This window comes from Bacillus sp. FDAARGOS_1420, assembly GCF_019344915.1.
Classification (GTDB): Bacteria; Bacillota; Bacilli; order Bacillales; family Bacillaceae_G; genus Bacillus_A; species Bacillus_A mycoides.
Window position 1 is genome coordinate 2608658 of sequence record NZ_JAHWJB010000002.1, and the last position, 13386, is coordinate 2622043.

Annotated in this window: 10 protein-coding genes; 1 reads left to right on the forward strand and 9 read right to left on the reverse strand. The window is 33.9% G+C overall.

Annotated elements, in window-relative coordinates:
* Positions 1-278: 278 nt before the first annotated feature.
* The 7 genes from I6L50_RS23575 to I6L50_RS23605 form a co-directional block, all read right to left on the reverse strand.
* Positions 279-1994 carry a peptide ABC transporter substrate-binding protein gene (locus I6L50_RS23575; protein ID WP_002137690.1) on the reverse strand — a complete coding sequence of 572 codons (1716 nt, stop codon included), beginning with the start codon at positions 1992-1994 and terminating at the stop codon, positions 279-281.
* A 305-nt stretch (positions 1995-2299) separates the two neighbouring features.
* Positions 2300-4006, reverse strand: coding sequence for a peptide ABC transporter substrate-binding protein (locus I6L50_RS23580; RefSeq protein WP_219303287.1), 1707 nt, complete (start codon positions 4004-4006; stop codon positions 2300-2302).
* Positions 4007-4352: 346 nt separating this feature from the next.
* Complete coding sequence (locus I6L50_RS23585) at positions 4353-5390, reverse strand: LCP family protein (RefSeq protein ID WP_219303288.1); 1038 nt, start codon at positions 5388-5390, stop codon at positions 4353-4355.
* Between the two features lie 17 nt (positions 5391-5407).
* The gene (locus I6L50_RS23590) at positions 5408-6406 is read right to left on the reverse strand and encodes an anti-sigma factor (protein WP_219303289.1); all 999 of its coding nucleotides are present in this window, start codon (positions 6404-6406) and stop codon (positions 5408-5410) included.
* Positions 6407-6418: 12 nt separating this feature from the next.
* Positions 6419-6952 carry an RNA polymerase sigma factor gene (locus I6L50_RS23595; RefSeq protein WP_219303290.1) on the reverse strand — a complete coding sequence of 178 codons (534 nt, stop codon included), beginning with the start codon at positions 6950-6952 and terminating at the stop codon, positions 6419-6421.
* Between the two features lie 209 nt (positions 6953-7161).
* A complete protein-coding gene (locus tag I6L50_RS23600) occupies positions 7162-7968 on the reverse strand; it encodes an ABC transporter permease subunit (RefSeq protein ID WP_219303291.1) in 807 nt (268 codons plus the stop codon).
* Positions 7961-8854 carry an ABC transporter ATP-binding protein gene (locus tag I6L50_RS23605; protein ID WP_219303292.1) on the reverse strand — a complete coding sequence of 298 codons (894 nt, stop codon included), beginning with the start codon at positions 8852-8854 and terminating at the stop codon, positions 7961-7963. The genes I6L50_RS23600 and I6L50_RS23605 overlap by 8 nt, the downstream gene beginning before the upstream one ends.
* A 164-nt stretch (positions 8855-9018) precedes the next feature.
* Between I6L50_RS23605 and I6L50_RS23610 the strand changes: the two genes are divergently transcribed.
* Complete coding sequence (locus I6L50_RS23610; protein WP_219303293.1) at positions 9019-9612, forward strand: TetR/AcrR family transcriptional regulator; 594 nt, start codon at positions 9019-9021, stop codon at positions 9610-9612.
* 25 nt (positions 9613-9637) lie between these two features.
* Here I6L50_RS23610 and I6L50_RS23615 read toward each other — a convergent pair whose 3' ends face one another.
* The gene (locus tag I6L50_RS23615; protein WP_219303294.1) at positions 9638-10669 is read right to left on the reverse strand and encodes an oxidoreductase; all 1032 of its coding nucleotides are present in this window, start codon (positions 10667-10669) and stop codon (positions 9638-9640) included.
* Between the two features lie 293 nt (positions 10670-10962).
* Positions 10963-13386, reverse strand: a complete 2424-nt coding sequence (gene parC / locus I6L50_RS23620) for a DNA topoisomerase IV subunit A (protein WP_219303295.1) — start codon at positions 13384-13386, stop codon at positions 10963-10965.

Consider the following 13386-nt stretch of genomic DNA (forward strand, 5'->3'; position numbering starts at 1 on the left):
TTTTGTAAATTTTCTAAATGTTTATTTTTTTATGATAATAACTTGCTATTTTACTATTACTACTATATGAATTATCCCCCGTCTACTATATGTAAACATATCCCCTCTTATTCTTCTCTATTGCTATGTTCTATATTTTTTTCATCAATATGAAATCTCTGCTATCATTTATCTATCCAATTGTTGAACTCCTTTCTAATTTCCATGTGCCTTATTCTCTTATTCATACAAAAAAAGCATTTCAAAAGCAGATTAGCCGCTTTTGAAATGCTTTCATATTATTTCTTTCCGCCATCCTCAGTTACATACGCCCACTTAAAGCTATATTCTGGACTAATGTTGTGTTTCACAATTCCTTTTACATTCGGTTTCATTACATACGATCTTCCTGTTTGATATAAAGGAACTAACCCTGCATCTTCTTCAAGGAATAATTTTTCTGCTTTTCCTAACGCTTCCCAACGCTTCTTCGGATCAGATAATAATTCATTACCTGCTTTTTGCACCATTTCATCGTATTTCGGATTCGAATAACTCATTTGGTTATATGGGCTCTTCGATTCAAACATATCAATAAATGTCATCGGATCCGCATAGTCTGGACTCCAGCCTGCATAGGAAATTTCATAGTCTTGCGCTGATTCTAATTTTAATTTCTGTTTGAATGGCTGAATTTTCGTGTTAATTGTTACACCTTTTAAATTTTTCTCAATTTGATCTTTAACATAATCAGCAATCTTTTTCGCAGTTCCATCATCATAGCTTAGTAATTCAATTGTAACTTGATCTTTTCCAAGTTCCTTTTTCGCTTCTTCCCATGCAGCTGCTGCTTTTTTCGTATCTTGTTTCAGACCATTTTTAAACGTATCTTGGTAATCTTTACCGTCAGGTCCTGTCGCAAGCCCTTTTGGAACCAATTGATCTGTTGCTTTTGATCCATTATTTAAAATAACATTTGCTAAACCTTTTTTATCAACTGATAACGCAATTGCTTCACGAAGTTTTTTGCTCTTTAACGGTGTATCTTGTCCGTTACGCTTTTGATTTAAACGTAAGAAGAATGTACTTGATTCTGCATACTCACCGTATTCATCTTTATTCGATTTATATTTATCTACAAATTCTCCTGACAGTAATGTAAAGTCAATCGATCCTGTATCATATAAATTTACTTTTGTAGCCACTTCTTTTACAACGCTGTAATTAATTTCTTCTAATTTCACAGTCTTATTATCCCAATACTTATCATTTTTCTTCAGCTGCCAACCTTGTTCATGTTTCCACGATGCCATTACAAATGGCCCGTTATACAATGTTGTATCTGCTTCTAAACCGAATTTCTCTCCTTTTTCTTTTACAAACTTTTCATTTAAAGGATAATATGACGGGAATGCTAATAGGTTTAAGAAGTACGGTACCGGTTTTTCTAATTCTACTTCTAGTGTATAATCATCTACAGCTTTTGCTCCTAATTCTGTTGCAGGTTTTTCACCTTTATTAATTGCCTCTGCATTCTTAATATAGTAGGCAATAAACGCATATTCTGCCGCTGTGTTTTTATCAAGTAAGCGCTGCCATCCGTATACGAAATCTTTCGCTGTTACAGGATCTCCATTTGACCATTTCGCATCTTTACGCAGTTTAAACGTATATTTTTTACCATCTTCGCTTTTCGTACTTGATTCTGCAGCAGCTGGAATAGGCTTATTATCTTTATCAAGACGATATAATCCTTCCATCGTGTTCCCTAAAATTTGTGCGCCTAACGTATCAGTAGACTTAGAAGTGTCCATCGTCGGAATTTCTTGATTTTCTGTACGATTTAATACTTGCTTCGCTGCATATTTAATATCAGATTTTTTTTCTTCCCCACTATTAGATGTAGTAGTCGTTTTCTTCTCCCCACCTGAACCAGAGCATGCTGTCAATGCAACACTCATTGCTAAAACCGGTACTACAACCGCTGTTAACTTTTTCATCTTTTTTCTCTTCATTTTTGTACCCTCCCTAATTATATGTACATTACCAACCCTTGAGAGACCCCTTGCTAACAATTAGTTTTCTGAAAATTACAACTAATATTATTCTACTCTTTTTTTCGCATTTGTAAATAGTTTTATTTTAAATATTCTGATTTTAATATTCGTAATTTAGTATGATTTATCCCCCATCTACTATATGTACGTACTATACCCCTTATGCTTCTCTATTTACTTGCACTACAAATTAGTATTTTAAGCTCAATAAAAAAGCATTACAAAAGTAGATTAGCCACTTTTGCAATGCTTTTTAAATTCCATTATTTCCCGTCTTTCTCAGTTACATAAGCCCATTTAAAGCTATACTCTGGACTAATATTATGGTGAACAATGCCTTTTATATTCGGTTGTAAAACGTAAGCATCTCCACGTTGGTATATAGGTACAAGCACTACATCCTCTTCAAGTAATAATTTCTCTGCTTTTCCTAGTTCTTCCCAACGTTTTTTCGCATCATTCGTTAATTCACCGCCCGCTTTTTTGATCATTTCATCATATTTCGGATCAGAGAAGCTCATTTGGTTATGAGAATGCTTAGAATCAAACATATCTAAGAATGTCATTGGATCTGCATAATCAGGTCCCCAGCCAGCAAACGAAATATCATAATCTTGCTCAGTTTCTAATTTTAGTTTTTGCTTGAATGGCTGAAGTTTAATATTTACTGTTACACCTTTTAAATTTTTCTCAATTTGATCTTTTATATATTCTCCAACTTTTTTCGCATTACCAGTATCATAGTTTAAAAATTCAATCGTAACTTGATCTTTGCCAAGCTCTTTTTTCGCTTCTTCCCATGCTGCCGCTGCCTTTTTAGGGTCTTGTTTCAAACCATTTTTAAATGTTTCCTGGAAGTCTTTTCCGTCTGGTCCAGTCGCTAAACCTTTTGGTACTAAGAAATCAGCTGGCTGTGAGCCATCATTTAAAATAACAGTTGATAAATTCTTTTTATCAATTGATAACGCAATTGCTTCACGTAATTTTTTGCTCTTTAATGGTGTATCTTGTCCACCACGTTTTTGGTTCAGACGGATGAAATACGTACTCACTTGTGAATATGTTCCAAATTCGTCTTTCTTATTTCTATATTTATCAACAAACTCACCATTTAGTAAAGCAAAGTCAACTTGACCGCTATCATATAAATTCACACGAGTTGCTTGCTCTTTTACAACGCTATAGTTAATTTCATCTAATTTTACAGTCTTTTTATCCCAATATTGATCATTTTTCTTCAATTTCCAACCTTGCTCATGTTTCCATTCAGTAAGAACGAACGGTCCATTATACACTACTGTATCAGATTCTAAACCGTATTTATCCCCTTTTTCTTTTACGAATTTTTCATTTAATGGATAGTATGATGGGAATGCAACTAAGTTTAAGAAGTACGGCACTGCTTGCTCTAATTCAACTTCAAGCGTATTATCATCTACCGCCTTCACTCCTAATTCAGTTACAGGTTTTTCTCCTTTATTAACCGCTTCTGCATTTTTAATTGGGAATGCGATAAATGCATACTCAGCAGCTGTTTTTGGATCTAATAGACGTTGCCAAGCATATACGAAATCTTTCGCAGTTACTGGATCACCATTTGACCATTTTGCATCTTTACGTAATTTAAATGTATATTTTTTGCCATCCTCGCTTTTCGTACTAGATTCCGCTGCAGCTGGGGTTGGCTTATTATCTTTATCTAGGCGATATAAACCTTCCATTGTATTTCCTAAAATTTGTGAACCAAGTGTATCCGTATTTTTCGAAGTATCCATCGTTGGAATTTCATTTGTCTCTGTTCGATTTAATACTTGTTTCGCTGCTAGTTTTTCTCCTGATTTACTATCTCCACTTGAGTTTGTGCTTGTCTTTTTATCTCCGCCTGATGTAGAACATGCTGTTAATGCCATGCTCATTGCTAAAACCGGTACTACAACTGCTGTTAGTTTTTTCATTTTTTTCTTTTTCATTTTTGTACCCTCCCTAATTCTAAACGATAGCTATTTAAGAATTTTCTGATAATTCTGTTTTTCTTTATATATTTATCAGACGATTCTTACTACTTCTTATTCTACTAATTTTTTAAAATTTGTAAAGTGTTATTATTGAAAATTATTAAAAAATTATTTTCTTACAGTAATATTCATAAAAATTCCATATAGTTTTTTAACATCGTTTTTTATCGTTACATATACACTAATTTAATAGTGTTAATGATACTTCCCAATAAATAGACTGTAGATTGTCGTTAATAAATAATGTATATTTTAGAAATCTCTTTCCTACAAAAACAAAAAAGCAGATATAGCATCCGCTTTAATTTCCCTCAATTTGCTTCTCACTTAATCCAAGATGTGTTCTGAGTGTATTACTCAAATTTTGCAAGTCTTTTTTATTAGGATTATAATAATATACACGCTTCCCATTTGGGCCATTTGGTAAATATAAATCATCACCGTTCAGTTGAATCTTCTCAACTGAACAATCTAAACCATATTTATAAAAAGATAAAATATCATCCAATGCTAAATTTGTTTTAAAATCGCCATCGACGGCCTCAACCATTTTCTCCAGTTTTGTAATAGACCCTACACTTTTTAATTTACTTAAAATCGCCTCAATAACAAGTTGTTGGCGCTGCCCCCTCATTGCATCACTATCAATATGACGAGTTCTCGCCAAAGCAAGTGATTCTTCTCCCGTTAATTTTTGAACCCCTTTTTTCAAGTGAATCGTATCAGGTTCATCTTTACTATTTTGTTCAGTAAATTCAACCGGGACATCTACCTCAACACCATCGAGCCCATCAACAATTTTAATAAATGAACCAAAATTAAATTTCACAAAATAATCTACCGGTACTTGCAGTAACTTTTCTACTGCCTCAACAGAAGCTTGTGGCCCTCCATCTTTTCCGTTTTTAACGAAACCACTTCCATATGCGTGTGTTATTTTATCCTTTTTCTTTTCGATTGGAACATATGTATATGTATCTCGTGGTATACTGGTTAACTTCACTGTCTTATCTTCTTTATTAAACGTAGCTAACAATAATGCATCCGTATGAAATGTACCATTATACCCCTTTTGCCGTTCTTGATTTTCATCAATTCCCATAATTAACATTGAAACGTTGTGTGTAATTGGCTTTACAGCTTTCTCACGTAAATTTGATTTTTCACCACGCGATAAGTTCAAATTAGATTTTTGTACGAGATTAGAAGTTTTCATATATACATAAGCACCATACCCAACTCCGCCAAATAGTAATACTCCTAACAATACACTTATTATCGTTGTCTTTTTATATTTTCGTTTATTTTTCTTTTCTCTTGAAGGAGAGGTATTCTCCATATAGTTCCCTCCGTTTTCTATTCATCTAATATGTTTTTCGATTTTTCATAATTAGTGCTATCCTTTTGAAATACATTCTCTTTCAATCCTTTGTTTATTTGTATCCATTCAGTCGTAATCGAATATTGAATCATACCTTCATGGAAACTAAGGAACTTCAACATAATCCCCGTATTTTTATCTACAACCATTTCAAATTTCCCACTCAAATCTTCAGATATACTTACAGGCATTTCTATGTTTATTACCCCTTCTATTTTGTAGCAATCGAGTCCAAGATACTTCGTTTCTTTATAACTCCAATCTTTATATCGAATTAATAGATCAGCAAATTCTGATTGAATACTGTACTTAGCGAATCCCACATATTCGTCATCATACCGTTTCTTCTCACCTGATTTTCTCAACAACCTTTCCGTAGGGTTTAACTTTAATAGTTCATTATTTCTTTCTTTTGGGCTCCATCTCGTCTCTTTATACGTATTATTCTTATCATTAAACTCTTTTTTTCCGCCCTCGTTATAAATAATCGTGCTTTTTTTCGATAGTTTGTCTTCTTTAGATGAAATACCACTTTGTTTCTCCGTATCAATCGCATATTTATATGTTGTAGCAATTTTTGTAGAGCTAGAATATTCTTCGAATTGCCCTGAAACATTTTGGAAATGATCAATTGAATCAAGCATCTTTTGATGAATCTTTTCCTTATCTGGATAATTGACGTTCGACTTTATTTCTTCTTCATTCTCATAATCAGAAAATGCATTCTTCTTTACGTAATTAAACATCCCTCCATTTTGTGCAAAGCTCTGTATAGAAAACTCAGACATAGATACAATTGATAGCGTTAGAACAGCGGCACTAATAAACATCATATGTACTCTATAACTCTTTCTTTTTACAGGAAGATTATGAAGTGTATCATTAATTTTTTCGTTTAGTGCCTGTGGCAATACGGTATTATCCTTTTCTATTCTCTTTTTTAATTTTTCATCAAATGATTTTTCTTTATCCATTTTAACCACCTCCTACTCCATCTTTAATCGCTCTTCTAATTGTTCCCTTGCACGTGACAATCTTGATTTAACCGTGCCTTTTGGAATTTCTAAAAGCGTTGCAATACTTTCTTGATTCATATCTTCATAATAATAAAGTACGGTTACAGCTCTTAGTTCTTCGGTTAAAGACTGAATAGCATAACAAAGATCAATATCTTCATATCGATCGAACGCCACCATATTACTATCATGATCCTCAATTACAATTACTTTTTTATAAGAGCGAATTATATTGTTACACTCATTTATTAAAATTCTAATTAGCCACGTTTGAAAAAACTCTTCTTTTTTCAGTTTTTTTATATTTTCATAAGCTTTTAAAATTGTTGCCTGCATTGCATCCTCTATATTCGTCTCATTACGTAACATCGCCTTCGCAATGCGATACATCTTTACTTTTTCTGTATGTATAAGTGTCATAAAAGCCTCATGATTACCCTTTTTTGCTAAAGAAACATCCGTTTCTTCTTTTACAATCATCTTATATAAAGGAATTACTTTCACAATTGGTCCTCCTGTTTCAGCCTCACTATTAATTAAACTTTACACATATTAGACGGAGTATCCTAGAAAAAGGTTCCCTTCTTTTTGAATATTTCTACAAGAAAAAATGTAAACATTCAATTTTGACTATCTACTTAAATGTTTCTCTAAAAGATATCCCTTCGAATTTACAAACGAAAAAAGCCCACTAATTAAGTGGACTTTCTACTTTACAACGGCAAATCTCTCTTCCTAAACACTACAATTGCTACTATGAAGATACTAAGCGCTCCAGCAGTTAAGCCTATACTTACTGGCCATATATTATATGTTCCTTCAGCAATTTCTTTCGGACGAAACAATGTAAACAAGGATATATTTCTCATCCATTCTAACTTATCACTTAATTTACCTACCATATCTAATACGAAAAATAAGATAGTTAAACTTGCTGAATAACTTAGTGCCTTTCTTTCGTCATTACATATACAAGAAAAGAAGAATGAATAAGCACTAACTACTAAAAATATTAGTCCTCCGACTACATTTATCTTCAGGAATAATTCTTTATTTAAGTTATTATCTTGTAGAAACCACTCTGCACCTACTATACCCGCTACATACGTAACAGTTACTATGATTAGTAGTCCCAATATGAGAATAGACGCTTGTGTAATAGCAATTTGCACCCTGGATACAGGTGTTGCTAATAAATATGCCATCGCCCCTCTATCTACATGACGAGCAATTAAATGCGTTGCAACCGTGACACAAAAGATTGTTAAAATGATAATAAACAATAGGCTATAATATTCACCAGCTAAAAAATCCATTACATTTTGAATTGGACTTTCCATTCCAACAATTTTTTTTACACTATCAGGCATGGCACTTATTAATTCATTTAACCCTTTCGCTGAAACCATCGATGGGAATATCCAAATTAATAACCATAAATAAAGAGCTGCACCAGTTGCATAACTCAAAATACTTTTTTGTGTTTCTTTCAAACTAGCTAAAAACAATTGCTTATTCATGCTTTACCCCTTCTTTCTTATCGTAATAATGCATAAATAAATGTTCTAAATCCATTGCTCTCGTTTGAAGTGCCGTTACATTATAGTTTGAAAGTATTTGTAAAACAGCTTGATAGTTTCCTTGTACAATAATCGATGCTTCTCTTCCTTTCACCGCTTCAAATTGCAAATCACATTGTTTAAGAGACTCGATTTCTTCTTGAGATGATACTGTTACATCTATCACCTGCCTTCTCATGCCTTGTAAATCATGAATGTTTTCAACGGTTACAAGACAACCATCTTTAATAATAGCTACTCTGTCACAAGTTCTCTCAATTTCAGTGAAAATATGTGATGACATAAGGATTGTTTTTCCTCTTTGCTTTTCCTCTAATATTAAATCTATAAATACTTGTTGCATAAGTGGATCGAGTCCTGATGTCGGTTCATCTAAAATTAACACTTCTGGATCATGCATAAATGCCGCAACTATACCTACTTTTTGTTTCATTCCTTTAGACATTTTTCGAATTGGTGTTTTCACATCGAACTGCAAACGTTCTATCAATTCATCTCGTCTTTTTATATCTTTTAACCCACGCATTCCTTGCATCAAATTTAAAAACTCTAATCCATTCATTCCTTCAATAAAAGAAATCTCTCCTGGCAAATAGCCAACTTCTCTTTGAATTTTCGCAGCATCTTCCCAACAATCTAATCCGAAAATTGTCGCTTTACCAGCTGTCGGTTTTATAAATCCCATTAAATTACGAATCGTTGTTGATTTCCCAGCACCATTTGGTCCTAAGTAGCCAAAAACTTCCCCTTCTTTCACTTCAAATGTAATATCAAACAAGCCTTTTCCATTTGAAAACTGTTTTGTGACATTTTGAACTGAAATCATAAGCCCACCTCATTTTTTGAAATATTTAATGTATGATATTTCAAAATTATTGTACTCCTCATCTTTCATATTCGCAACAACTTTTTGAAATATTTATATGTCCATATTTCAAAAATATTGTTTTCAATTATTTTTTCTTGTATATTTTAAATGAGGTGATTGCTTTGAACGGCTTTGAAAAAGTGAAAGAAAAGAAAAAACGTGCCATTAAAGATGCGGCCTTTACATTATTTTCAGAACGTGGATTTAATGAAGTGAAAATAGAACATATTGCAAAAAAAGCAAACGTTTCTCAAGTTACAATTTATAATCATTTTGGAAGTAAAGATGCGTTATTTAGAGAGCTCATACAAGAATTTATAATATCTGAATTTCAATATTATAAAGATCTTGCAGAAGAAAACTTACCTTTTCATGATATGATGCAAAAAATGATTGTAAGGAAAATGAATACTGGTGGGTTATTTCAGCCAGATATGTTACTACAAATGATGCAAAGGGATGAAGAGCTCCGAGAGTTTATTTATAGTTATCAAAACGAAAAAATCCTGCCTTGGTATTTAGAAATACTAGAACAAGCACAGCAAAAAAATGAAATTAACCCTCACCTTACTAAAGAAATGATGTTACTATACATTCAAATGTTCACTAAGTTAGGTGATGATTTCGGGGCACAACTTCTTGAAGGAGATCGAGAAAAACATATACAAGATATAGTCACTATGTTTTTTTACGGTCTTTCTGTTCCACAAAAATAAAAAAGACACGAAATTCGTGTCTTTTTTATTTTACCGCAATGACTCTACCCGTTTCACTACTTTCAGTCGCCAATTGAATCAATTTAATAACGTCTAAACCTTCTTGAGCAGTTACAGGTAGTTTTTCACCATTTAATATGCTATCTCGCACGCCTTTATAATACATGTCATAGCAGCCGACTTCTGTTGGAATACGCTCTAAGCTTTCTTCTGTTTCTAAAGTAGCAAAATTCTCTTCAGGGTCTGCTCCATAACCATTATCTCCCGGCTTCATTCCAGTCTTTAATTGTTCTTCCTGTGAATCCATACCATACTTCACGATAGAACCTTTATCTCCATGCAGTGTAAAATGTGGTCCAGCTTGTTTCACATAACTGCTACTATGTAAAATGACACGCTTTACTCCGTAGTGAAGTACAACATGGAAGTAGTCATCAATTTCTGCACCTGGTCGTTGCTTTATTACATCAGCATGTATCGCATCTGGTTTCCCAAATAATGATAATGCTTGATCAATTAAATGTGAGCCTAAATCATATAAAATTCCTGATCCCGGTAAATTCTTTTCTCTCCAGCGATCACGTACATGTGGGCGGAAACGATCGAAATGCGCTTCATATGCGTATACATTCCCTATTCTTTTTTCTTCTAACAATTTCTTTATCGTTAAGAAATCATTATCCAAACGGCGATTATGATACACACTTAAAACGACATTATGTCGGTTCGCTAATGAAATAAGTTCTTCTCCTTCTTCAATTGAAACAACGAATGGTTTTTCCACAACAACATGCTTGCCGTGTACAATTGCTTCTTTTACATATGGAAAATGGGTTGTATTCGGCGAAGTAATAACCACTAAGTCAATATCAGCTCGGTTTACTAATTCATCAATTGTACCAACAACTTCAGCATTTGGTAATGCTTGTTTCACTACTTCTTCTTTTGATGATAAAATAGCACGAATATCGTATTCTTCTATCGTTTGTAATAACGGGATGTGAAATGTTGTACTAGAAAATCCAAATCCTACAATCCCTACACCTATTTTTTTCATGTTGCCCCTCCATTTGTCCCGCTATTTGCGGGCAGTAAGATTCCTACCTCAAAATTCAGCGAAAGCAAAGAAATTAGGTGAGGAATCAACTGCTCGTAAAAGCCCGATTGGTGAAAGCTAATAATCAGTGGGGGATGAAGAACCCCCCCCACTGATTAAAGTTTCACTTTATGAGAACGATTTCATCTCATTATTATAACAAGATTATTTTTATATACATAACGTTTTGCTCATACATACCTTTTCATAACTAAAAACCTTGCTAGTTATACACTAGCAAGGTTTTTTCACATTTACTCTGTTCGTTTTTTTGTCCACGTTTCAATTACTTCACCAGTATCATTAACATCTAGTACTAAACTACCATTACTATACCGGTCTTTATTTCGAAACGCTTTCGGATCAATTTCTTCTACAACGTGTTTCTCTGTCTTCATGTAAACTAATTCATCATCTCGAACAATTTCAATACCGACAATGCGGTACGGATTACGTTTTAACTCTTTAAAAATTACAAGGCCTCGCTTCGCCCTCGTTGATTTCTCAATTTCCGATGCCTTTATACGTTTCACAGCACCTCGCTGCGTAACGAGAATAAGTTGATCTTTTTCACCATTTAACGGTTTACCAGAAGCAACATAGTCATCTTCTTTTAAATTAATTGCTTTCACACCAGCTGCTCTGACACCAACTGGACTTACTTCTTCTTCATTGAATACAAGTGCATATGCACCATGTGTTGCAAGAACAATATCACTTGTCCCATCTGTCGCAAATATATCAACAACTTCATCATCTTTTTTCAAGTTTACAGCAACGAATGCCCGTGAATAACGCTGCACTTTATATTGGTTTAATTCTGTTTTCTTAATCATACCGTTTCGTGTAACAAATACGATAAATCGTTTTTCTTCTTCAAAATTCGGTACGACTGTTGCCCAAATTAACGATTCATCTCGCTCGAGTGAAACAAGATTCGCAACGTGTTGACCTAAATCTTTCCAACGAATTTCTGGCATTTCATACACAGGAAGATAAATATAATTTCCTTTGTTCGTAAATAAAAGAACGGTTTCTGTCGTATTTGTATCGAAACGCTCAAGTAAGATGTCACCCTCTTTCATACCGAAGTATTTCCCGTTCGATGCATTATGCGAACGCCAACCTGTTCGTTTCACATAGCCTTCTTTCGTTACAGTAACGATGACATCTTCTTGCGGAATCATAACTTCCACATCGATTTTAATTTCTTCAATTTCCTCTTCAATTATCGCACGGCGATTATCACTATATGTTTTCTTTACTCTCTTCAAATCTGTTTTAATAACTTGAAAAAGTCTTTTTTCACTTTGTAAAATTGACTGTAACTCTATAATTTTCTTACTAAGTTCCGCTGCTTCTTGCTCTAGCGCTGTAATATCTGTATTCGTTAAACGATATAATTGCAGTGAAACAATTGCTTCTGACTGCGCCTCTGTAAATCCAAATTTCGCACTTAAATTATCTTTCGCATTACGCTTATCTTTAGACCCACGGATCGTTTCAATCACTTCATCTAAAATTGATAATGCTTTCTTTAAACCTTCTACAATATGCTGACGATTTTCTGCTTTTCTTAATTCATATTGTGAGCGTCTTGTAACAACTTCTTTCTGATGTCCAATATATGCATCCAAAATCTTAGGTAATGTCATAAGTGTCGGACGACGATTATTTATCGCTACCATATTAAAGTTGTATGGAATTTGTAAATCTGTATTTTTATATAAATAATTTAAAATACCTTCAGCATTCGCTTCTTTTTTTAATTCTACAACGATACGAAGACCTGTACGATCTGTCTCATCACGTACTTCAGCAATTCCATCTAGCTTTTTATCTATACGTAATTCATCCATTTTCTTAACAAGATTCGCTTTATTTACTTCGTACGGAATTTCTGTAATAACGATTTGTTGCTTCCCGCCACGAATCGTTTCAACCTCTGCTTTTCCGCGAATAATAATTTTCCCTTTACCTGTTTCATACGCTTTTTTAATGCCATCTATCCCTTGTATAATACCACCTGTAGGGAAATCTGGTCCTTTAATAACTGTTAACAAGTCATCCACAGAACTATTCGGTTGATCGATACGCATCATTGTAGCATCAATTACTTCTCCAAGATGATGCGGTGGAATTTCTGTTGCATAACCAGCGGAAATCCCTGTAGATCCGTTCACTAATAAGTTCGGGAACATTGCCGGTAATACAATAGGCTCTTCACTCGTATCATCAAAGTTTGACACGAATTCTACTGTTTCTTTATCAAGATCACGTAATAACTCAGATGCGATTGGTGATAAACGTGCTTCCGTATAACGCATTGCCGCTGCTGGATCCCCATCAACACTACCGTTATTTCCGTGCATTTCAACTAAAACATTACGTACTTTCCAAGTTTGACTTAAACGGACCATCGCCTCATATACAGAGGAATCACCATGTGGATGATAATTACCGATAACATTACCTACTGTTTTAGCTGATTTACGAAACGCTTTATCATGTACGTTTCCTTCTACATACATAGAATATAAAATACGTCTTTGTACCGGTTTTAAACCGTCACGCGCATCTGGAAGCGCGCGGTCTTGAATAATATATTTACTATAACGTGCAAAGCGGTCACCTAACACGTCTTCAAGCGGGAGGTCATGAAACTTCTCTGCCTGCAT